The organism is Micromonospora sp. NPDC049900 (assembly GCF_044461025.1).
Taxonomy (GTDB): domain Bacteria; phylum Actinomycetota; class Actinomycetes; order Mycobacteriales; family Micromonosporaceae; genus Micromonospora.
In genome coordinates this window covers 268,187-289,782 of sequence record NZ_JBITKM010000007.1, presented here as the reverse complement: position 1 = coordinate 289,782, position 21,596 = coordinate 268,187, and the positions used below count along the sequence as shown (strand labels likewise).

Below are 21,596 nucleotides of genomic sequence, written 5' to 3'. Positions count from 1 at the left end.
TAACGGCTGCTCGCCGTGGGTGACTGGCGTCCGCTGACCCGTCCCGCCCGGTCCCGTCCCCCTGCCCCCGTCGTCCATCCTGAACGGAGGGAACGATGACCCGTACCCCCGAGAGCCCCTTCACCCGACGCACGCTGCTGCGCGGTGTGGCGGCGGCCGGAGTCGCGACCGCGACCACCGGCGTCGGCCTCGCCGTCACGTCCGCACCGGCCACCGCCGCCCCCGCCGGCTTCCCCAACTACCGGTACGTCCGGGACGCGCTGCCGTCGTCGCTGCGCTACAACCCGACCCGCGAGTTCATCTTCCCGTGTGTCCGTGGCGTCTACGACAAGGTCAGCAACTACCTCGGCCGCTACTACCTCTACTACGCGCCGCACGACGCGCCGGGCGGCATCTGCCTCGCCTACGCCAACCGGCTCGAAGGCCCCTACACCGAGTACTCCGGCAACCCGGTCGTCGACCGGGTGCTGCCGACCACGACGGTGAGCCACGTGTCGTCGCCGCACGTCGTCTGGGACGCCCCGACGCGGCAGTTCTACCTGTACTTCCACGGCGAGAACTTCACCACCCGGGTGGCCCGCTCCACCGACGGAGTCCGGTTCACCGACGAGACCCCGATCCTGTCCACCCGGCTGGTCCCGAACACCACCGAGACCTCGTACGCGCGCGTCTTCGAGCACTCGGTGGCCGGCAAGGGCAACCGCTACGTGATGGTCTTCATGGGCGCCCACACCATCGGACCCGGCACCCGGAAGATCTTCTGGGGCTGGTCGCCGAACGGCTGGAGCGGATGGCAGTTCGCGCCGAACCCGCTGGTGTCGCCCGCCGGTGACGGCCTCACCGACATCTCCGCGCCGCACCTGCTCAAGCGCAACGGCACCGCATACCTGGCCTACCACGGCAACAACGGCAACATGTACCTCACCGAGGTCGGCAACAACTTCGACCGCGAGGTGCACCTCGGCGTCTTCCACCGGCCGATCGCCTCGGACAACGGCCGGGTGGCGTCACCGGCGTTCGGCACCGACGGCGGTGTGTCGTACATGCTCTACGAGGCCGGTCCCCGGCTGAACGCCCGCATCTGCGTGGCCCGCGCGGTCTAGGCACGGCGTCGCCCGGTCCGGTGCGGGGACCGGACCGGGCGACGCCTCCGTCAGCCCTTGAGGCCGGTGTGCGCCAGACCCTCGACGAACTGCTTCTGCGCGATCACGAAGACCACCAGCACCGGCAGCGCCGTCATCGACGCCGCCGCGAGCTGCACGTCCCACATCGGACCGCCGTACGCGTCGACGAACTGCGTCAACGCCTGCGGCAGCGTGAACTTCTCCGGGGTGGACAGGAACACGATCGGTTCCAGGTAGAGGTTCCAACTGTGCAGGAAGGTGAAGATGGCGACCGCGCCCAGCGCGGGCCGGGACAGCGGCAGCGCGATCCGCCAGAACGTGGCGAACCGGCCCAGCCCGTCGACCCGGGCCGCCTCCTCCAACTCCCCGGGCAGGGCGAGGAAGAACTGCCGCATGATGAACGTCGCCAGCACGCTGGGCGCACCGAGGATCGGCACCAGGATCAGCGGCCAGTGCGTGTCGATCAGCCCGAGCCGGAAGAACATCTGGAACAGCGGCACGATGGTCACCTCGCTCGGGATGAGCAATCCGGCGAGGACGACCAGGAACAGCACGTTCTGGCCACGGAACCGGATCCGCGCGAAGGCGTACCCGGCCAGGGCCGCCACCGCCAGCGTGCCGACGGTGACCACCAGCGCGATGTAGAGGCTGTTGAGGTACTGCTGGCCGAACGGTTGCAGATCGAACACCCGCTGGTAGGCGTCCAGCCGGGGATCGACCGGCAGCAACTGCGGCGGGAAGGCGAAGATGTCCGCCACCGGCTTCAGCGACGAGGTGACCATCCACCAGGTCGGGAAGACGAAGGGTACGGCCAGCACCAGCAGCGCCCCGTAGAGCACGAGCTTGGTCCGGGGCGACAGGTCACGACTCATGGAAGACCCACCTCTTGCGCATCTGCCACTGCGCCACGGTCAGCGCGAGGACGATGCCGAACAGCACGATCGACAGGGTGGCGCCGTAGCCGAAGTGGTGGAACTGGAACGCCTGCTGGTACAGGTAGTAGACGAGCACCGTGGTCGAGGTTCCCGGACCGCCCTGGGTGAGCACCGCGATCTGCGCGAAGACCTGGAGCGAGCCGACCACCGTGATGATCGAGGTGAGCAGGATCGTCGGGCTGATCAGTGGCACGGTGATCCGCCAGAACTGACGCAGCCGGCTGGCGCCGTCCACCTCGGCCGCCTCGTACAGCTCGGCGGGTACGCCCTGGAGCGCGGCCAGGAACAGCACCATGTTCAGGCCGACGTTCTTGAACACCTGCACGACGACGACCGAGAGCATGGCGGTGGCCTCGCCGCGCAGCCAGTTCGGTCCGTCCACGCCGATCGTGTCCAACAGGCCGTTGACGCCGCCGTTGTCCTGCAACAGGAAGCCCCAGACGATCGTCCAGGCGACCAGCGACACCACCACGGGGGAGAAGAACAGCGTGCGGAACACGATCGTGCCGCGCAGCCTCTGGTTGAGCAGAACGGCCAACAGCAACGCCAGGGCCAGGTTGAACACCACCAGGCCGACGGAGAACAGCCCGGTGGCCCGCAGCACCGAGCCGAGGTTCGGGTCGTCGGCGAGCGCCGCGTAGTTGTCGGTGCCGACGAAGTCGAACGTACCGGCGAGCACGTTCCACTCGTGCAGGCTGTACCAGACGACGAGGACCAGCGGCAGGATCACGAAGACGGCGCTGCCGAGCAACTGCGGGGCGATGAACAGGTAGCCGGTGAGGTGGTCACGGCGGCGGCCGGTCCAGAACGGCCGGGCCCGGTCCGGGGTGGACCCGGCCGTGGCCGGGTCCACCCTGGTGTCCGTACGGGTCATCGGTCGCCTTACTTCGCCAGCAACGGCTGGATCTTGCCGCAGACCCCGTCCAGGACGGCCTTGACGTCCGCGTCGGCCTTCCACAGCGGGTCCAGACCGGCCCGGACCTGCTGGCTGATCTCGGCCTGCCCGGCGTGGCTGGGCTTGACGACACCGTTGGTGATCCCGTCGATGACGACCTTCTGCAACTGCTCCGGCTTGAGCTTCGGGTTCGTCTTGGCCAGCGTGTCGGCGGTCAACTGGGACTGGCGCGGCGGCGGGAAGAACTGGGCGAGCTTGGCGGAGTTGGTGGGGTTGGTGAGGAAGGCGAGGAAGTCGGCGGCGGCCTCGGCGTTCGGGCTGCGCTTGAGCACCCCGATGCCGGCCTGCCCGACCACCGCGTACGGCCCCTTCGGCCCGGCGGGCAGCGGGACCAGGTCCCAGGCGAACCCGTCGTCCTCGAGCAGCGAGGCGCGGGAGATCTGGGTGATGGTCATGGCGGCGTCACCGGCGAAGAAGTCCGCGGTGGTGCCCGGGCCGGGCAACGCCTTGTCGGTGAAGACGGCGCGGTGCAGCCGCGTCATCGCCTCGACCATCTCGGGTTCGGCGAAGCCGCAGGTCCTGCCGTCCTCGCTCCACGCCCGGGCGCCCCACCCGGTCCAGACGGTGGACAGGTTGCTCCAGTCCTTGTAGTCGAAGTCGCGGACCACCAGCCCGGCCTTGCCGGTCGCGGCCTGGGTGGCACCGGCCGCGGCGAAGGCGTTCTCCCAGGTCCACTGCCCCGCCTCGATCAGCTCGGCCGGGGTCCGCTGGTTTGCCTGCTTGAGCAGGTCGGTGTTGACGAAGACGCCGAACGGCGAGGTGGAGAAGGGGTAGGCGTACAGCTTGCCGTCGTCCTGCCAGAGCTTGAGCGTGGCCGGCAGGATGTCGTCGTACTGGTAGCCGTCGGCCTTGCCGAGGGTCTCGTCGAGCGGCAGCAGCGCGCCGGAGGCGACGAAGTCCGGTGCCGAGCTTTCGAACACCCAGGCCAGGTCGGGCGCGTTGCCACCGGCGATCTGCGTGGTCAGCGCCGTGGTGTACGTGTCGAACGGCAGCGGATCGAAGGTGATCTGCGTGACGTCGGGGTTGTTCTGGCGGTACTCGTCGGCGATCTCGTTGAACAGGGCCAGATGCGCCTCGTTGGCCGACCAGACGGTGACCCGCAGGGTGGCCGGGCCGCTGTCCTGCGCCTCACCGCCGCCGCAGGCGGACATGGCGAGAACGCCGGTCAGCGCCGTGGCGACTACGCGTATTCCCTTTCCTGATCTCATCGTCTCTCCTCACCGGGGGGTCAGTAGCCCGCGATCTCCGGCCACCGGCGTTCGACGCCGGCGGCCGTGACGCGGTCGGTGAACTCGGCCAGCAGCCGGGGGGTGCCGCGGACCGCGCGCGGGGACTCGCCCCGCGCCAGACAGAAGTCGGCGAGCAGACCGGCGACCTCGCCGACGTTCCACTCGACCGGGTGCAGCCGGTAGCTGCCGTTGGTGATGTGCGTGGTGCCGATGTTCTTGCCGGCCGGCAGCAGGTTCTCCATCCGCTGCGGGATCAGCGCGCCGAGGGGGATCTCGAACGGGCAGGACCCGACGTCGATGTAGTTGTCGCCGCCGGTCGACGGGTGCAGGTCGATCCGGTACATCCCGACCCCGATCGAGTCGGGGTACCGCACGGCGCCGTGCTCGCCGCGTACCGCGAGGGAGAGGTCCTGCTCCACCACGGTGTACTCGGCCCGGATCCGGCGCGACTCCCGGATGTAGGGCGCCTGGGCCAGCCCGGCCGGGTTGCCGGTCACGTCGCCGCGCAGCCGCAGCCCGGGGAAACCGGTGCCGCCGTCGGGCCGCGGAGCCTCGGTCTGCATCCAGTAGAAGAGCGAGTACGACAGCTCGCGCGCCTTGGCCAGGTGCCACGACGCGTTGGGCACGTCGATGACCGGTCCCTCGAAGTAGTCGATCATCGGCCAGTTGACCAGGGTGATGTCGCTGGCGTACGCGCCGTCGACGAAGTTGCGCCGGGCGGCGATCCGGCGGAACGTCCAGAGGTTGCCGTCACCGGGGTTGACGCGCTGGTCGGCGTCGACCAGCCACGGCTCGTCGTCCGGGTTCGGGGTGAAGCTGCGCTCCAGGGGCTCCAGGGTGCGCGGGTTCGGCGAGCGCCAGGACAGCAGCCGGTCACCCCAGAAGTCGGGCTTGTAGTCGCGCCAGAAGTCGTACCCGGCGGGCCGGTCGATGGTGTGGTCCCCGTCGACGTGGTCGATGGCGAAGCAGACCGACACGGCCTGCATGTTCATCGGCTGCGCCTCGGCCGGGGCGCTCGGCTCGCCGGTCTGCTCCCGCGACTCGAAGCCGGTGACGTACTCGGTGCCGGTCAGCGGCAGCAGCTCCCCGGTCTCGGTGGCGTCCAGCACGTACGGCGCGGTGACGTCGATCCGGTCCTCGCGGTCCCGGTGCGCCAGCGTGACCCCGGTGACCCGGTCCCCGTCGGTGTCCGCCGCCACCGGCCGGTACGGCTGGAGCACGGTCAACCGACCCGAGCCCCGGTACGGCGCGAGCATCTGTTCCAGCACGGCGACCGCCACCCGTGGCTCGTGGCAGAGCCGGCTGACCCAGCCCGCGCCCGGGTTGAGGTCGGTCCAGGAGCGGGACCGTTCGGTCAGCGGGTAGTGCCGTCGGTAGTAGTCGCGGATGCCGGTGCGCAGCGCCCGGTAGCTGGCGGTGGTCCCGAACTGCTCGATCCAGGAATGCTCGTCGGGCGGGACGGCCTGGCTGGTGAGCTGCCCGCCGAGCCAGTCGAACTCCTCGGTCAGGATCACCGACCGGCCGGCCCGGGCCGCGGCGAGCGCGGCGGCGACCCCGCCCAGCCCGCCGCCGACGATGAGCACGTCCGCACGCATCTGTGCCACTTGCATCCTTCCAGTCGTGCGGGCCGCCTATCGGCGGTCGACCGCCGGATCGGGGGCGCCGAGGGTGTCGCCCTCGACGAACTCGCAGGCCAGGAGTCGTTGCTGGACGCCGTCGGCGCTGCCGTCGATGACCGAGGTCAGCACCTCGACCGACTGCCGGCCCATCTCCTCGCGGGGGATGTGGAATCCGGTGAAGGCGGTGTCGGTGGGCACCGGCACCGTCGGGTCGCCGAGGGTCAGGATCGACAGGTCACCGGGGACACGCAGGCCGCGTCGGCGGGCGGCGGACTCCAGCGCCACGGCGGTGGCGAAGTCCTCGACGAAGACGACGGTGCTGCCGTCGGCGACGAGGTCGTCCAGGACGGCCTCGGCGTCGTGGGTCGGGCCGGTCAGGCGACGGGCCGCCTCGGCGGCCGGTGCGGCGGCGTCGAACCCGCGCCAGCGGTCGGCCGACGACTCGGCGGTGGCGTCCACACCCAGGTAGGCCAGGCGCCGGTGACCGTGTCCGAGGGCCAGCTCGACGAGTTGGCGTACCGCCGCGGCGTAGTCGGTGCCGACGTAGGGGACCGGTCCACCGGCGTCGTCGCGGCGGCCCACCGCGACGTACGGGTATCCGTCGCGGTTGAGTCGGAGCAACTCGGCGGCGTCGATCTCGCGGCCGAGCAGGATGCAGCCGTCGGCCAGGCGCAGCCGGTTGTCCCGGTGGAAGATCCGCCGACGCCCGTCGACCACCGGGGCGCTGGTGAACAGCAGCAGGTCGCAGCCGACCCGTTCGGCGTACTCCTCGATGCCGAGCAGGAAGGGGTGGAAGAAGTCCCGGCTGCCGCTGGGGAACGCGGGCTCGTAGGTGAAGACGCCGATGATCCGGTTGAACCGGGACGCGAGCCGGCGGGCGACCGGGTCGGCGGCGTACCCGGTCTCGGCGATCACCCGCAGCACCCGCTCCCGGGTCTCCGGTGCGATGCGTACCTCCGCGTCGACGCGGTTGTTGAGCACCAGCGACACGGTCGCCTGGCTGACACCGGCCATCCGGGCGATGTCACGTTGCGTGACTCGTCGGGGTGCAGGGGGCACGGGGGAGTCCTTCCACTGCCGCTAATGCGTATTAGCGTTCGGGTTGGGAAGGAGCTTCGCGGTTGAGCCCGATCGATGTCAAGAGGGTGACGCCAGATTTCCGGCCGATGAACTGCCTGAACTAATGCGGATTATCAAGTGCCTACAGCGGACTCGTGCAGGCGACGTGGAGCGCTGGGGGTGCCCTCGCCGTCGGGTCTTGACAGCGTGGTCCCGGGGGCACAGTATTCAAGAACCCGACATCGCTAATGCGTATTAGCGCCTATCCCAACGCCGTGTAGCTCCCCGCTGTCCACGGAGAGCTGCACGGAGCGTGACTGGTTGCTGCGGACGCGACCGGAGGCGGTCCCGGCCGGTCTCAGACCCGGCCGGTGACCAGGTACTGCATCTGGTGCTCGTGGTTCGGTGCCACGCCGTACCGGCGGTCCAGCTCGTAGATCGACGTCAGCGGGACGGCCGTGACGTCGGCCAGGCCCGCCTCCTCCAGCACCGCCACGGTCTTGTCGATCGAGGTCGCGGTGGCCAGCGGCAACTCGGCCTGCACCTGGCTGTCGTAGTGGCCGGTGAAGTTCTCCGAGGCGTTGTCGAGACCGTCCGGGAACCAGGTGCTGTCCACCACCGCGACGACGCCGCCGGGACGCAGCAGGCGGATCCAGTTGGCCACGGCGGTCTGCGGCTCGCGCAGCGTCCACATCAGGTACCGGCTGGTCACGGCGTCGAAGCTGCCCGCCGGGAAGTCCGGGGCCACGGCGTCGCCGAGCTGGATGACCGGACCGCCGGGGACGGCGGCGGCGTGCCGTCGGGCCTCGGCGAGCATGCCCTCGGACAGGTCGACACCGGTGACCCGGTGCCCGAGACCGGCCAGGATCATCGCGACCTGGCCGGTGCCGGTGCCGACGTCGAGCACGTCCACCGGTGCCGGGGGCAGAGCCTTCGACCAGATCTCCGACCAGGCCCGCTGGTCGTCGGCGAGCCGGTCCGGGCGCTGCTGGTACGCGTCGTAGTCAGGCGCGCGACCGGTCCAGTAGGCGTTGATGCGTTCCTGCGTGGTCATGCGGCGGTCCTCTCGTCGGTGCTCTGGTGGATCGGGTGGAACAGCAGGTGGACGGCGCCGTCGAGGTCCAGGCGTCGGATGCCGATGCCGTAGACCGGCTCCAGCACGGCGGGGTCGAGGACCTCGTCGACGGTGCCGGCGGCGGCCACCCCACCCGCGCCGAGCAGCACCAGGTCGTCGCAGTACCGGGCGGCCAGATTGAGGTCGTGCAGCACGACGACGGAGCAGGTGTCCAGCGTGCGGACCAGATGCAGGATCTCGTGCTGGTAGCGGATGTCGAGGTGGTTGGTGGGCTCGTCGAGCAGCAGGTGGGTGGCCTGCTGGGCGAGCGCGCGGGCGATCAGCACCCGTTGCCGTTCCCCACCGGAGAGCTGGGCGAACGCCCGACCACTCAGGTGCGTGGCACCGACCCGACTCAGGCAGCGGGCGGCGATCTCGTGGTCGGCCCGCCCGGCCCGCTGGAACGTCGACAGGTGCGGCCCCCGGCCGAGCAGCACCAACTCCGCCACGGTCAGGGCGGTCTCCCCGCCGGTCTCCTGCACGACCACGGCCAGCCGCCGCGCGGCCTCCCGGGCGGGTAGGGCGGACAGCGCATCGCCGTCCACCTCGACCTGTCCACTGCGGCTGCGCAGCGCGCCGTAGAGCAACCGCAGCAGCGTGGTCTTGCCGCTGCCGTTGGGCCCGATCAGGCCGAGGACCCGTCCCGGTCGGGCGGTGACACTGACCCCGTCGATGACCGGGTTGACGCCGTAGTGCCAGGTGACACCGGTGGCCTCGATCACGGTTGCTCCCGGAACCGCTGCACGATCCGCTCCAGACCGTCGATCGACAGCGGCGTCGGCGGCTCGGTGAAGTTGAACAGTTGTGTCATGACCTGGCCGTTGCGGACCGCGTCGAGCTGCTGCGCGCCCGGCAGCCCGGTCAGCCCCTGCTCGACGGCGCGGGGGTCGCCGTCGCCGTAGAGCAGGATCAGCACGTCCGGGTTGCGGCCGAGCAACTCCTCGACGGTGACCTCGAAGACCCGGTCCTTGACGTCACCGAAGACGTTGCGGAAGCCGGCGGCCTCCAACTGCGGGTGGGCCATGCTGCCGGTGCCGTACGCGTACGTGGTGCCGCCGCCCACGGTGGGGTAGAGCACCGCCGCGGTGCGTCCGGACGCGTCGCCCGACTCGGCCCGTACCTTCGTCATCCGCTCCCTGAGCGCGGTGACCGCACCTGCCGCCTCGGTCTGGCGGCCGAACACCCGGCCGTACGTCTCCATCTGCGCGTAGATGTCGTCGAAGCTCGGCACGGCGGTGCTGTCCGGGCACATCGCCGGCTCCTCCAGCAGCGGGATGTCCACCGCCGCGAGGGTGTCGCGGGAGAGGTTGTCGACCTCGCCGAGGACCAGGTCGGGCTCCTGGCTGATCACCACCTCCTTGGAGATCTGCAGGTGCCCGCTGGTGTCGGTCCTGTCGGTCAGCAGCGGGATCCGGTCCAACCCGGCCTGGGTCGGCGCGTCGTAGTACTCCTTCGGGTACTGCCCGGCGCGGGCGGTGACCCGGTCCAGGACGCCGAGCGCGTGCAGGTACGGCACGGCGGCGCTCTTGAGCAGCACGACCCGCTCCGGAGCGGCGTCGAAGGTGACGTCCACGCCGCAGTTGGTCACGGTGACCGGGTAACCGGGACCGGCCTCGGCCGGCCCGTCGGCGCCGCCGCCGCACCCGGCGACGAGCAGCACGCACGCGGAGGCGGCGGCGGTGGCGAGGCGGGTTGCCTTCAACATCGGTTCTCCTTGACGGGTGGGCGTTCAGGCGCCGGAGGCGTGCAGGCGGCGGATCAGGACCAGCAGGAAGGGCGCGCCGAGCAGGGAGGTGATGATGCCGATCGGGATCTCCTGGGGGGCCAGCAGCACCCGGGCCAGCACGTCGGCCCAGACCAGCAGGATCGCCCCGAGCAGCGCGGCCACCGGCACCACGCGGACGTGCGGTGCGCCGACGATGCGCCGGGCCAGGTGTGGCACGACCAGACCGACGAACCCGATGCTGCCGGCGGCGGAGACCAGGATGCCGACGCTCAGCGAGACCAGCACCAGCAGCCGGAGTCGGAACCGGTCCGGCGAGACGCCCAGCGTGTGCGCGGTCTCGTCGCCGATGGCCAGCACGTCGAGCCGCCGCCCGACGACGGTCAGGTAGGCGATGGTGCCGATCAGCACCACCGCGGCGATCAGCAGCAGGGCGTTCCAGCGGGCCAGGCCCAGCGACCCGAGGAGCCAGAACATCACCGAGCGGGCGCCCTCGGCCGACCCGGAGGCGAAGATCAGGAAGCTGGTGGTGGCGTACAGCGCGTACCCGACGGCGACGCCGGCCAGCAGCAGCCGGAGGGAGGTGACCCGGCCGCCGCTGCGCGCGATCAGGAAGACCAGCAGCGACGCGCCGAGCGCGCCGACGAACGCGCTGGTGGAGAGCGCGTACTGGCCGAAGCCGGCACCGGCGCCGAACAGGATCGCGGCAGCCGCGCCGCTGGAGGCGCCGGAGTTGATGCCGAGCAGGTACGGGTCGGCGAGCACGTTGCGGACCATGGCCTGCAACGCCACGCCGCAGACCGCCAGGCCGGCGCCGACCAGCATGCCGAGCAGGACGCGGGGCAGTCGGACCTGCCAGACGATCGCCTGCTGCGGCCCGGTCCAGGTGACCTCGCCCGGCAGCCCGACGAGGTGGTGCCCGATGATCCGGGCCACCGTCAGCGGGGGGATGCCGATCGCCCCGGCCCCGACCGCGACCAGCCCGGTCAGGACCAGCCCGAGGGTCAGCGCGAGCAGCCAGAGGCCGGTGCGGCGACGCTGCGCCGCCACGCCGAGCACGTCCGTCCGGCTCGTCGGCAGGGTGGTGACGCTCACCGCACTCCCACGCAAAGTCGTTGTTCTTGCCAAGTCTTTGCAAAAACTAACACCATGATCATGCGAGCGGAAGCCGGATGAGTCGTTGTTCACCCACCGCCCGACACGCCGTGGCGGTGCGGACATCACACCCGCGCGACGGTCGCCGCGCGTGATCCGGACGCTAGGATCCGTGGCGGTACTGGTTCGCCCCGGCCGTTCGGTCGGAGCGTCGTAAGAGGGAACCCGGTGTGAATCCGGGACTGCCCCGCAGCGGTGAGTGGGAACGACCGCCGTCACACGCACTGGACACCTGTCCGGGAAGCGACGGCCAGTAGGGGACCGGCCCAGCCGGTCGCGCCCACGAGTCCGAAGACCTGCCCGTGCCGCGTGCGCAACCGCGCACGCCGCCGTCGGCCCCGCGGGAGGGCCAGGGCGAGGTCGGTCGTCGCACCGTGCCCTCCCCAGCCCTCCTCCGGAGCCGTACCGCCGGACCTCGAGGGAAGGGAACCCTGGCGACATGACCACTCCGTTCGGCACGAGCACCGTGCTCGGCTACCCGCGCATCGGCCCGCGTCGTGAGCTCAAGACCGCGGTCGAGGGCTACTGGGCCGGCCGCATCGACGAGCCGACCCTGCGGGCCGCCGCCGCGCAGGTGCGCGAGCAGACCTGGCGTACGTTGCACGACGCCGGCCTGTCCGCCGTACCGTCCAACACGTTCTCGCTCTACGACCACGTGCTCGACGCGGCCGTCACGGTCGACGCCGTGCCCGACCGGTTCCGCCGGCTGGGCCTCGGTGAGCTGGACACCTACTTCGCCATGGCACGCGGCACCGCGCAGGAGCCGCCGCTGGAGATGACGAAGTGGTTCGACACCAACTACCACTACCTGGTGCCCGAGATCGGTCCGGACACCGCCTTCGCCGCCCGCCCCGACAAGCCGCTGGCCGAGTACGGGCGGGCGCGGCAGCTCGGCATCACCACCCGTCCGGTCCTGGTCGGCCCGGCGACCCTGCTGCTGCTCGCCAAGCCCACCGCCGACGCGCCCGACGGGTTCCGCCCGTTCGACCGGCTCGCCGACCTGGTCGACGTCTACGCCGACCTGCTGTCCGCACTCGCCGACGTCGGGGTGCCGTGGGTGCAGCTCGACGAACCGGCGTACGTCGGCGACCGGTCCGACGCCGAGATCCGCGCCCTCGGTGCCGCGTACGCCAGGCTCGGCGCGCTGACCCACCGACCCCGCCTGTTCGTCGCCGCGTACTTCGGGGAACTGGGCGACGCGCTACCCGCGCTGCTGGACACGCCGATCGAGGCGATCGGGCTGGACCTGGTGGCCGGGCCGGGCGATCTCGGCCGACTCGCCGGCCACGGCGCGCAACCGGGCCGGACCGTGGTCGCCGGGCTGGTCGACGGCCGCAACGTGTGGCGGACCGACCTGCGGGCTGCCGCAGCCGTCGGCGCCACCCTCACCGGGCTCGCCGACACCGTCGCCGTGTCGACCTCCTGCTCGCTGCTGCACGTGCCCGTCGACCTGGCCGCCGAGACCGACCTCGACCCGCTACTGCGGGAACGGTTGGCGTTCGCCCGGCAGAAGGTCGACGAGGTGGTCGCACTCGGCCGGGTGCTGCGCGACGGGGTGGGCGAGCTGCCCACCGCGCCCCCGCCGGTCCCGGCGCAGTGGCGCGACGACCCGGTCCGCGCCCGACTGGAGGCGCTGCGGCCCGAGCACACCCGGCGCGGGCCGTATCCGCAGCGCGCCGACGCCCAGCGGCGCCGCCTCGGGCTGCCCGCGCTGGCGACCACCACCATCGGGTCGTTCCCGCAGACCGAGGCGCTGCGCCGGGCCCGGGCCGAGCACCGCGCCGGTCGCCTCGACGCGGCCGGCTACGCCGAGCGGATGCGGGCCGAGATCGCCGAGGTGGTGGCCGAGCAGGAGCGGCTCGGACTGGACGTGCTGGTGCACGGCGAGCCGGAGCGCAACGACATGGTGCAGTACTTCGCCGAGCACCTGGACGGCTTCGCCGCCACCGCCCACGGATGGGTCCAGTCGTACGGCTCCCGGTGTGTGCGTCCGCCGATCCTGTACGGCGACGTGACCCGGCGGGAACCCATCACGGTGGCCTGGTCCCGCTACGCCCAGTCGCTCACCGACCGGCCGGTCAAGGGCATGCTCACCGGCCCGGTGACCATCCTGGCCTGGTCGTTCGTCCGGGTGGACCAGCCGCTGGCGGAGACCGCCCGCCAGGTCGCGCTGGCCCTGCGCGACGAGGCGCGGGACCTGGAGGCGGCGGGCATCCGGATCATCCAGGTCGACGAACCCGCGTTGCGGGAACTGCTGCCGCCGCGCCGCCGGGACCACGCCGCCTACCTGGACTGGTCGGTGGCGTCGTTCCGGTTGGCGACCAGCGGCGTCGCCGACGCCACGGCGATCCACACCCACCTGTGCTACTCGGAGTTCGGCGAGGTGCTGCCCGCCATCGACGCCCTGGACGCCGACGTGACCAGCATCGAGGCGTCCCGTTCCCGGATGGAGATCCTCGACGACCTGGCCACCGTCGGCTACACCCGGGGGATCGGGCCGGGTGTCTACGACATCCACTCGCCCCGGGTGCCCGACGCGGCCGAGGTGGTCACCGCGCTGCGCCGGGCGGCGGCGGTCGTCGGGCCGGAGCGGCTCTGGGTCAACCCGGACTGCGGGCTCAAGACCCGGGGCTACGACGAGGTCCGTCCGGCCCTGACCGCGCTGGTCCGCGCCGCCGCCTCGGTCCGCGCCGAACTGGCCGCCGCCGACGGGTCGACGAGCGACTCCTGACCCGGTGACGTCCGCCGGTGGGGACCTCCCGCCGGCGGACGCCGTCGGCAGACCGCACCACCGAGACCGCGCGCGAGGACGGACGAACCGCCATGCAGGACACACTTTCCGCCCCCGGTCGGACGCCGTCGGCGTCCCACCTGACCCTGTCGCAGATCATGGACCAGCACCACACCAACCTCATGGGTACGGTCCACGGCGGCCGGATCCTCAACCTCATCGACTCGGTGGCCGGGGTGGTCGCCGCCCGGCACTCCGACGGCCCGGCGGTCACCGCCGCCATCGACGAGACCGCCTTCCTCCGCGCCGTACGCGTCGGCGACGTGGTGCACGTCGACGCCCGGATCACCTGGGCCGGTCGCAGCTCGATGGAGGTGGCGGTGAAGGTGACCGCCGACCGGTGGGACCGGGCCGTGCCACCGACCACGGTGGCCACCGCGCACCTGGTGATGGTCGCCGTCGACGACGCCGGGCAGCCGCGTGCGGTGCCCCCGCTGCTGCTGGAGACCGACGGCGACCGGGGACGCTACCGCGAGGCGGAGATCCGACGCGAGCACCGACTCACGTTGCGGCGGGCCCTGCTCGACGGCGCCGGAGACCCGACATAGATTCTCGCCGGGGCCCGGAGCGTCAGGGCGCGGTGGCCTTGACCACGACCGCCTCCGGGGGCGGTGGCTGTTCGGTCGGCGGAATGCGCCGGGCCAACCGCCGGACCGCGGTGTTGAGCACGGCGATCAGCGGTACCGCGATGAGTGCGCCGAAGATGCCGTCGAGCACCACACCGGCGGTGACCGCCAGCACCACCGGCAGCGGGTGCAGCGCCACCGCCTTGCCCATGATCCACGGTTGGAGGACGTTCCCCTCGACCTGCTGCACCACGATCACCGCGCCGAGGATGCACAGCGCGGTGACCCAGCCGCCGTCGACCAGCGCGACCAGCACCGCCACCGCGCCGGAGAGCGTGGCACCGACGATCGGGATGAACGCGCCGAGGAATACCAGCGCGGCCAGGGCGAACGCGAACGGCACGTCGAACAGCACCAGCGCGATGCCGATGCCGACCGCGTCGATGAACGCCACCAGCACGGTGGCCCGCACGTAGGCGACCAGCGTCTGCCACGAGGCGTTGCCCGCGTCGTCGAGCCGCCAGCGGGCGGCGGCCGGGAACATCCCGACGATGAACCGCCAGATGCGCTGCCCGTCGCGGAGGAAGAAGAACATGGCGAAGAGGACCAGCAGCGCGCCGGTGAAGATCTCCACCACCGTGCCGGCGGTGGAGAGCGCCCCGGTGGTCAGCGCCTGGGTGTTCTCGTTGATCCAGTTCTGTCCGGCCTGGATGTACTGGTCCAACGTCCCGTCGGAGAGGTTCAGCGGCCCGTCGCGCAGCCAGTCCTGGATCTGGCCGATGCCGTCGGCCGCGTTGCGGCTGAGGTCGGGCAGACCGGTGATGAACTCGTTGACCACCATGGTCAGCGTGCCGACCACGGCGGCCAGTCCACCGATCAGCACCACGGCGGTGGCCAGCGTACGGGGGAAGCGGGCCCGCAAGAGCCAGCCGACGGCGGGCGCCAGCAGGGCGGAGAGCAGCAGCGCCACCAGCAGCGGCACGATCACGACGCGGATGGTGCCCATGAACCGCAGCATCGCCCAGCCGACGATGCCGATGACGATGATCCGCCACGACCAGGCGGCGGCGATCCGCAACGAGTGCGGCACCCCGGCGTCGTCCCGGCTGATCGTCGAGGGGTGGCCGCCCTCGTCGGAGTCGCCGGAGCGGGGCTCGGGAATGGGGGGGACGAACTCCTCCGCGCGGTCGGCCCGTCGGGTCCGGTCCCGGTCCCGGGCCGCGCGCACCGACTCGCGTCCCCCGTCGTACGCCCGGCGCAGTCGTTGCCGTAGCTGCTCGAACCGGCTCAAGGGAACCCCCAGGTGAAGATCGGTCGGTACACCGTAACGGGTCGGGGCACGCACCGACACGGTGACCAGCGGAGAATCGCGCCGGCCCGGATGCCGCCGCCGATCTCGGCCGGTGACGTCCGGCGGGGCGGGCCCTATTCTGGCGCTTCGTGCCCGGGTGTCCGGGCGGTGCCGCCCGAGGCGGGTCCCTCCGGACACGCGGGCTCCCCCTGCGACGAGGAGGTTCCCGGGTGAGAAGGTTCGCGGTAATCGTCACCGCGTTGACGGCGGCCACGGCGGTCGCCGTACCGGCACAGGCGCAGACGTCGACCCCGACGGCGGTCACCCTCAAACCGCCGCTGAGCGGCCTGGTCGACCGGGCCGAGCCGGCCACCGGCGCGTACGCCCCGGTGGTGGACAGCTTCGTCATCCGGGTCAACTGGAGCGACCTGCAACCGCAGCAGCAGCCCGGCACCGACCACGGCGGCGCGCTCGACACCACCGCGATCGACCAGGCGGTCGCCGCCGCGAACGCGGCCGGGATGTACGCCCGGCTGCGGGTCGTCGGCGGTATCCACGCGCCGGACTGGGTGAAGTCGCTCGGCGGGACCAGTCCGATCCCGTGGTACACCACCGGCAGCCTGACCGGCACGATCGGCCGCTTCTGGAGCAGCGCGTACGGCACCGCGTACCAGAACCTCCAGGACCGGCTCGCCGCCCGCTACGACGACGAGCCACGGATCCGGGACGTGGTGATCGCCCGCTGCACCACCGAGTTCGCCGAGCCGTACATCCGGCAGACCGGGCAGCTCAGCCTGAACCGGCCCGGCCTGGAGGCGGCCGGCTACACCGGGGCGGCCGACGACCAGTGCCACCGTGACGAGATCGACGCGCACGACGTGTGGGAGCAGACCCGCTCCTACCTGGCGTTCAACCCGTACCAGCGGATCGACGAGGTGACCTGGACCGGGTCGGTGGACATGCCGTACACCCGGCAGATGATCGACTACTGCCGGACCTCGCTGGGCGCCCGGTGTGTGCTGGGCAACAACTCGATGTACCCCGGCCGCCCGAACAACTACTACGCGATGTGGGCGTACATCGCGGGCAAGGGCGGCCCGATCAGCTACCAGACCGCGACCGCCGACCTGGTCTGCGCCGACCAGGACCCCTGCCCGGCGTCGACCTGGAACCAGACCCTGGAACTCGCCCTCACCCACGGGGCGAACGCCGTGGAACTGCCCAGGACGAAGACCGGCTACCAGAGCTGGTCCATCGCGGACGTGTCGCCGGATCGCGGGTTGCAGTACTACGACGACCTGCTGGAGGCCGCCGCCGGGCCGTGACGCGGCTGCGTCGGGCGCGGTCGTGGGCGGTGCGTAGACTCCGATCCGGACGATCGCCCTGCTCACGGCCGCTCTCGACGTGCCGCACAGCGGTGCCGGCGAGCTGCGGAAGAGGCCCATGACCAAGACGTACGACGTACCGCTGCTGGTGCTCACCGTGGCGACCGGGGCGATCGACGGCGTCAGCTACCTCGCCCTGGACCGGGTCTTCACCGGCAACATGACCGGCAACGTGCTCTTCATCGGCTTCGGCCTGGCCGGGGTCTCCGGTCTGCCGGTGCTCAACAACCTGCTGGCGCTGCTGGCGTTCATGCTCGGCGCGCTGCTCGCCGCCCGGCTGACCCGCCGGGCGGCCGGCCCGGCGAAGCTGCCCCGGTCGGGCCTGCTCGTGCTGGTCGTCGGCAGCGCGGTGACGCTGACGCTGGCCGCGCTCTGGTCCGGCGCCGGGGCGCCGGACGGGATCGCGATGTTCGTCGTCACCGGGTTGCTGGCGCTGGTGCTCGGCGCCCAGGCCGCAGCGGTCCGCCACACCGGTGTCCGCGACCTGTCCACGGTGGTGGTGACGATGGCGATGGTCAACCTCTCGGCGGACAGCCGGGCCGCCGGGGGGGACGGCGCGGCGTGGGCCCGGCGGTGCGCCGCGGTCGTCGCGATGGGCCTCGGTGCCCTGGTCGCGGCGCTCCTGACCCTGCGGGTCGACGGATCCTGGGCGCTGCTGACCGCCGGTGTGGTCATGGCGGTCGGCACGGCGATGATCGCGGCGGTCCGCCGCCGGGAGATCGCCGCCGCGGCGGCTGCCGGTCCGGCCGCCTGAACCCCGCCCGCCCGACGCTCCGGCGACGCCACCTGCGGTCCCGCCGACCGGGTAACCCTGGGCGTGGTCGGTCGACACCGCAATGCCAGCATGACGGCATGGATATCTACGAGGACGAGCGGACCGTGTCGCGGGCGGACCTGGCCGCATGGCTGCGGCAGGTGGCGAGCCAGGTGGAGAGCGGGCAGGTCTTCTACGGTGCCGCCGGCACCATCGCCGTCGCCGACCAGGTGCGCTGCGAGCTGGAGATCGAGCAGGAGGGCAAGGACGAGTACTCGATCGAGATCGAGTTCTCCTGGGTCAACCCGGCCGCCGAGGCGGAGAAGTTGAAGGCCGACGCGGAGAAGACCGACGCCGAGAAGGCGGCGGCGACCGAGGCGGACGAGGAGCCGGAGACGGAGTCCTCGGCGACCGCCTGACGGCACGCCGATCCCGGTCGGGGAGGGCCGCCGTGACCGGCGTGGGCGGGACGACCCGCCCCCGTGGTGACGCGGCGCGCCCTCGCCGATGGCAGCGGGCGGCGCGTCGTGCTCAACGCAGTCGCCCGCGTCGACCGAACCAGTCGCGGGAGACCCGGGCGTTCAGCGCCCACAGCACCCAGACCAGCAGGAGCGCGCCGACACAGGTGATCGCGCCCCACAGGCCGAGCGAGGCGGCGGCCAGCAGACCGGTCAGCGCGTACGCCGGGTAGGGGGCCCACGGGCGGCGGGCGGCCAGGCTGACCGCGACCAGCGTGCACGCCACGGCCATCACGGCGAAGAAGGCGGCGGCACCGAGCGAGCCGCCGTCGACCACCGCGCGGTGGGCGGTCGCCAGCGCGAAGAGCAGCGCCAGTACGCCGAAGACGAGCACGGTGATCCGGACGGGTGTCGGTGTCGCGGGATGTCGGAAGGCGTCGCGGTAGCCGCCGTCGTGGGCTCGTCCGACCATACCGACAACGATGGGCGTCGACATGTGGCCGAAGGAGGCCACTGTCACCAATGCGACACTTCCCGGTGTCGCTCTAAGCTTCCGGCCATGGCCAGGTACTTCGACGTGCATCCGGACAACCCGCAGCCGCGCATCATCGGTCAGGTGATCGACATCGTCCGGCGCGACGGCCTGATCGCCTACCCGACCGACTCCTGCTTCGCGTTGGGCAGCCGGCTCGGCAACAAGGACGGCATGGACCGGATCCGGGAGATCCGCCAGCTCGACAGCGGTCACCACTTCACCCTGGTCTGCCGGGACTTCGCCCAGCTCGGCCAGTTCGTGCAGCTCGACAACGCGGTGTTCCGGGCGGTGAAGGCGGCCACTCCGGGCGGCTACACCTTCATCCTGCCGGCCACCCGCGAGGTCCCGCGTCGGCTGCTGCACCCGCGCAAGAAGACCGTGGGCGTGCGCATCCCGGCGCATCCGGTCACCCGCGCGCTGCTCGACGAGTGGGGTGAGCCGTTGCTGTCGAGCACCCTGCTGCTGCCCGGCGACGAGGAGCCGATGACCCAGGGCTGGGAGATCAAGGAGCGCCTCGACCACGCCGTCGACGCGGTGGTCGACGCGGGGGAGTGCGGCACCGAACCGACCACGGTGATCGACTTCTCGGACGGTGAGCCGGAGATCGTCCGGGTCGGCGCCGGTGACCCGGACCGCTTCTCCTGAGCACCCGGCCCGTGGTCAGGGCCGGTGCCGCCGGGTGACCGACGCCTGGCGGGTGGGGCGGCGCAGCACCGCGATCCGGTCGCCCCGGGTACGCACCGACGTCCGCCCGCCCCGTCGACGGCGCACCGTCAGGTCGAAGGTGTGCCCACCGACCCGTACCCCCTCCAGCGTGAGGTCCGGCAGCCACGGTGGCAGGTGCGGGTCGACGAGGATCGCCCGCAGCGGCGCGGCCGGGCGCAGCGCCAGCAGCGCCTGCACCAGCGCGACGATCGCGCTGGCCGACCAGGCCTGCGGGGAGCACGAGTTCGGGTAGACCCCGGGATGCGGGAAGGTGTCCCGGGACAGGCCGCTGAGCACCTCGGGCAGGCGGTGCTCGGCGAAGAGGGCCGACGCCGCGAACGTCCCCTCGGCCAGCCGGTGCAGGTGTTCCCAGCAGCCGTACCGGGCGAGTCCGAGGCCGATGGTGCCCGCCTCGACCGGCCAGACGCTGCCCCGGTGGTAGCTGAACGGGTTGTACGCCGGATGCGTGGCGGAGAGCGTCCGGATTCCCCACCCGCTGAACATGTCCGGCGCGAGCAGCCGGTCGGCCACCACGGGCGCGATCCGGGCCGGCACGATGCCGCTGGTGAGCAGGTGCCCGTCGTTGGAGTTGACCGAGCGGACCGGCTGCCCGTCCGGGCCGAGGGCCATCGCGTAGCAACCCCGGTCCGGCATCCAGAAGGCGCGGTGGAACCGGCGACGCAGCGCCCTCGCCTGACGTAGCAGGGCCGCGCCGGTCGCGGGGTGACCGGTCACCGTGAACGTGACGGCCGCGTGCCGCAGCGCGGCGTACCAGTACGCCTGCAACTCGCTGCTGGCGATCGGGTTCGGGACCGGTCTGCCGTGCTCGTCGACCACCGCGTCGTCGGAGTCCTTCCAGCCCTGGTTCTTCACGCCGGCCCGGGAGCGGCAGTGGTACTCCAGGAAGCCGTCGCGGTCCACGTCGCCGAACCGGTCGAGCCAGTCCAGCGCGCGGCGGGCCGCCGGCAGCAGCGCGCGGACCGTGTCGAGGTCCGCCGTCCAGGCGTAGTACTGGCCGAGGAAGACGAGCAGGTCCGGCGCGGTGGACCAGTCACCGTGGTAGTGCGTGAGCGGATCGAGTCCGAGCGCGGACACCGGCCCCTGGCGCGCCTCGTGCAGCGGCTTGCCGGGCTCCTCGTCGCGCCAGTCGTCGACGCGTCGCCCGAGGTGCTCGGCGTTGAGCCGCAGGCTGTCGGCGAGCATCGTCGGACCGGCGAGCATCGCCTGCCACGAGGCGGTCATCGTGTCCCGCCCGAAGATCTCCTGATAGATCGGCAGGCCGGCGATCGGCGCGGTCGGCCCGGCCGGCTCGCCGAGGGGCAGCCCGGCCAGGTCCTCCGTCGCGCATCGCCAGGCCGCCGTCACGTCGAAGTTGGTGCTGGTCAACCGGGTGAACTCGCGTTCCAGCCGGGCCCGTGCGGCACCGGCGAGGTCACCGGAGTCGGTGAAGCTCGGCGGCGGCGCGACGAGCCGTTCGCCGTCGAAGACGGGCTCGACGAGGATCTCCACCTCCCGGCGGTCGCGGATCGGCAGCGCCAGGTCGACCTCGAAGCCGGCGTCGGCGTACCGGATCGGCTGGTCCGTCCGGACCCGGATCGCCACCGCCCGGTCCAGGCCGTCGCAGCGGTACGTCAGCCGTAGCTCCCGCGCCGTCGGGTCCCACCGGCGCTCGACCGTGCCGGACTGCACCCGACGCCCCCGCTCGGCCTCGCCGGTGTCCGCGAAGTCGGCGTCCAGTTCGATCCGCAGCCGCAGTTCCAGCGGGACGTCGGCGTAACTGAGCACGGTCAGCCGGGTCCGCAGCCCGGCTCCCACGAACCGTGCCACGGTCAGGTACGCCGCCCGCGAGGGCAGCTCGTCCCCGGCGCCCAGCTCGGCGTACGACAGTTGGGCGTTTCCCTGGACGGTGGCGGTGCTGAACGGCACCGGCTCCCGTCCGTCGACGGTGATCCGCTCGGTGTGCAGCACCCGGGTGTTGCGGGCGAAGAATCCCTGCGGATCGCTGCCGGTGATCCGGCCACGGACGTCGGTCACCAGCGTGCTCCATCCGCTGGCCAGATAGAGCAGGTCGGGGCGGACGCGCAGATTGCGGACCCGGCTCATCCCGTTCCCCCTGGCCTGCGGCGGACCTCGCGTGGCGACGGCGGCGACACGCGGCGGCGCCGGTCGGCGGTTCCTACCCCTTCGCCGCCCGGGTA

Annotated in this window: 19 protein-coding genes and 1 riboswitch; of the genes, 7 read left to right on the top strand and 12 right to left on the bottom strand. The window is 71.9% G+C overall.

Annotated elements, in window-relative coordinates; all coding sequences use genetic code 11:
* Positions 1 to 95 precede the first annotated feature (95 nt).
* A complete protein-coding gene (locus tag ACIBMZ_RS18610; protein ID WP_396695295.1) occupies positions 96 to 1,103 on the top strand; it encodes a hypothetical protein in 1,008 nt (335 codons plus the stop codon).
* A 50-nt stretch (positions 1,104 to 1,153) separates the two neighbouring features.
* Here ACIBMZ_RS18610 and ACIBMZ_RS18605 read toward each other — a convergent pair whose 3' ends face one another.
* The 9 genes from ACIBMZ_RS18605 to ACIBMZ_RS18565 form a co-directional block, all read right to left on the bottom strand.
* The gene (locus ACIBMZ_RS18605) at positions 1,154 to 1,996 is read right to left on the bottom strand and encodes a carbohydrate ABC transporter permease (RefSeq protein WP_131052930.1); all 843 of its coding nucleotides are present in this window, start codon (positions 1,994 to 1,996) and stop codon (positions 1,154 to 1,156) included.
* On the bottom strand, positions 1,986 to 2,933 hold the full coding sequence (locus tag ACIBMZ_RS18600; protein ID WP_396695293.1) for a carbohydrate ABC transporter permease: 948 nt from the start codon (positions 2,931 to 2,933) through the stop codon (positions 1,986 to 1,988). Before ACIBMZ_RS18600 ends, ACIBMZ_RS18605 begins: the two co-directional genes overlap by 11 nt.
* 8 nt (positions 2,934 to 2,941) lie before the next feature.
* Entirely contained in the window at positions 2,942 to 4,222 is a 1,281-nt protein-coding gene (locus ACIBMZ_RS18595) for an ABC transporter substrate-binding protein (RefSeq protein WP_396695291.1), read from the bottom strand.
* Positions 4,223 to 4,242: 20 nt separating this feature from the next.
* Entirely contained in the window at positions 4,243 to 5,853 is a 1,611-nt protein-coding gene (locus ACIBMZ_RS18590; RefSeq protein WP_396695289.1) for an FAD-dependent oxidoreductase, read from the bottom strand.
* A 21-nt stretch (positions 5,854 to 5,874) separates the two neighbouring features.
* Positions 5,875 to 6,921 (bottom strand): LacI family DNA-binding transcriptional regulator, encoded by a 1,047-nt coding sequence (locus ACIBMZ_RS18585; protein ID WP_396695287.1) that lies wholly within the window; start codon positions 6,919 to 6,921, stop codon positions 5,875 to 5,877.
* Positions 6,922 to 7,279: 358 nt separating this feature from the next.
* A complete protein-coding gene (locus ACIBMZ_RS18580; RefSeq protein WP_396695285.1) occupies positions 7,280 to 7,975 on the bottom strand; it encodes a class I SAM-dependent methyltransferase in 696 nt (231 codons plus the stop codon).
* Entirely contained in the window at positions 7,972 to 8,757 is a 786-nt protein-coding gene (locus ACIBMZ_RS18575; RefSeq protein WP_396695283.1) for an ABC transporter ATP-binding protein, read from the bottom strand. Before ACIBMZ_RS18575 ends, ACIBMZ_RS18580 begins: the two co-directional genes overlap by 4 nt.
* A complete protein-coding gene (locus ACIBMZ_RS18570) occupies positions 8,754 to 9,740 on the bottom strand; it encodes an ABC transporter substrate-binding protein (RefSeq protein WP_396695281.1) in 987 nt (328 codons plus the stop codon). The genes ACIBMZ_RS18575 and ACIBMZ_RS18570 overlap by 4 nt, the downstream gene beginning before the upstream one ends.
* Before the next feature lie 24 nt (positions 9,741 to 9,764).
* The gene (locus ACIBMZ_RS18565; RefSeq protein WP_396695279.1) at positions 9,765 to 10,853 is read right to left on the bottom strand and encodes a FecCD family ABC transporter permease; all 1,089 of its coding nucleotides are present in this window, start codon (positions 10,851 to 10,853) and stop codon (positions 9,765 to 9,767) included.
* Between the two features lie 165 nt (positions 10,854 to 11,018).
* Positions 11,019 to 11,232: riboswitch (cobalamin riboswitch) on the top strand.
* 120 nt (positions 11,233 to 11,352) lie between these two features.
* Here ACIBMZ_RS18565 and metE point away from each other — a divergent pair.
* Both metE and ACIBMZ_RS18555 read left to right on the top strand, forming a co-directional pair.
* Positions 11,353 to 13,644 carry a 5-methyltetrahydropteroyltriglutamate--homocysteine S-methyltransferase gene (metE, locus tag ACIBMZ_RS18560; RefSeq protein WP_396695277.1) on the top strand — a complete coding sequence of 764 codons (2,292 nt, stop codon included), beginning with the start codon at positions 11,353 to 11,355 and terminating at the stop codon, positions 13,642 to 13,644.
* Between the two features lie 92 nt (positions 13,645 to 13,736).
* The gene (locus tag ACIBMZ_RS18555) at positions 13,737 to 14,252 is read left to right on the top strand and encodes an acyl-CoA thioesterase (protein ID WP_396695275.1); all 516 of its coding nucleotides are present in this window, start codon (positions 13,737 to 13,739) and stop codon (positions 14,250 to 14,252) included.
* Positions 14,253 to 14,274: 22 nt separating this feature from the next.
* Here ACIBMZ_RS18555 and ACIBMZ_RS18550 read toward each other — a convergent pair whose 3' ends face one another.
* Positions 14,275 to 15,561, bottom strand: coding sequence for an AI-2E family transporter (locus ACIBMZ_RS18550; protein WP_396695273.1), 1,287 nt, complete (start codon positions 15,559 to 15,561; stop codon positions 14,275 to 14,277).
* Positions 15,562 to 15,791: 230 nt separating this feature from the next.
* Here ACIBMZ_RS18550 and ACIBMZ_RS18545 point away from each other — a divergent pair, with 230 nt between their 5' ends.
* From ACIBMZ_RS18545 to ACIBMZ_RS18535, 3 genes are all read left to right on the top strand, one after another.
* Entirely contained in the window at positions 15,792 to 16,886 is a 1,095-nt protein-coding gene (locus tag ACIBMZ_RS18545; protein WP_396695271.1) for a hypothetical protein, read from the top strand.
* A 118-nt stretch (positions 16,887 to 17,004) separates the two neighbouring features.
* The gene (locus ACIBMZ_RS18540) at positions 17,005 to 17,700 is read left to right on the top strand and encodes a YoaK family protein (protein ID WP_396695269.1); all 696 of its coding nucleotides are present in this window, start codon (positions 17,005 to 17,007) and stop codon (positions 17,698 to 17,700) included.
* A 98-nt stretch (positions 17,701 to 17,798) separates the two neighbouring features.
* Entirely contained in the window at positions 17,799 to 18,119 is a 321-nt protein-coding gene (locus ACIBMZ_RS18535) for an amphi-Trp domain-containing protein (protein WP_396695266.1), read from the top strand.
* 112 nt (positions 18,120 to 18,231) lie between these two features.
* Here the strand turns inward: ACIBMZ_RS18535 and ACIBMZ_RS18530 are convergent, their stop codons facing one another.
* Positions 18,232 to 18,630, bottom strand: coding sequence for a hypothetical protein (locus ACIBMZ_RS18530; RefSeq protein WP_396695264.1), 399 nt, complete (start codon positions 18,628 to 18,630; stop codon positions 18,232 to 18,234).
* A gap of 87 nt (positions 18,631 to 18,717) precedes the next feature.
* On the opposite strand from ACIBMZ_RS18530, the gene ACIBMZ_RS18525 reads away from it, so the two are divergent.
* Positions 18,718 to 19,338 carry an L-threonylcarbamoyladenylate synthase gene (locus ACIBMZ_RS18525; protein ID WP_396695262.1) on the top strand — a complete coding sequence of 207 codons (621 nt, stop codon included), beginning with the start codon at positions 18,718 to 18,720 and terminating at the stop codon, positions 19,336 to 19,338.
* Positions 19,339 to 19,353: 15 nt separating this feature from the next.
* On the opposite strand, the gene ACIBMZ_RS18520 is transcribed toward ACIBMZ_RS18525, so the two are convergent.
* Positions 19,354 to 21,501, bottom strand: a complete 2,148-nt coding sequence (locus tag ACIBMZ_RS18520) for a glycogen debranching N-terminal domain-containing protein (protein WP_396695260.1) — start codon at positions 21,499 to 21,501, stop codon at positions 19,354 to 19,356.
* Positions 21,502 to 21,596 lie beyond the last annotated feature (95 nt).